The 208-nt window shown below is 51.9% G+C and carries 1 rRNA gene; it reads left to right on the top strand.

Going from position 1 to position 208, the window contains the following annotated elements:
- A 23S ribosomal RNA gene (locus H5S41_RS12235) occupies window positions 1-200 on the top strand; the annotation flags it as partial.
- Window positions 201-208: the final 8 nt, after the last annotated feature.

Raw genomic sequence — 208 nt, 5'->3', positions numbered from 1 at the left:
GCCAGGAGCACCGCTGGGTAGCTATGTATGGACGAGATAAACGCTGAAAGCATCTAAGTGTGAAACTCGCCTCGAGATGAGATTTCCCATTTCCTTCGGGAAAGTAAGACCCCTCAGAGATGATGAGGTAGATAGGATGGAAGTGGAAGCGCCGTGAGGCGTGGAGCGGACCATTACTAATCGGTCGAGGACTTAACCAAGGAGCGGT

It is taken from the genome of Limosilactobacillus albertensis, assembly GCF_014145555.1.
Lineage (GTDB): Bacteria > Bacillota > Bacilli > Lactobacillales > Lactobacillaceae > Limosilactobacillus > Limosilactobacillus albertensis.
Note: the sequence above shows the minus strand (reverse complement) of the source record. Positions and strands in the feature narration are given on the sequence as shown.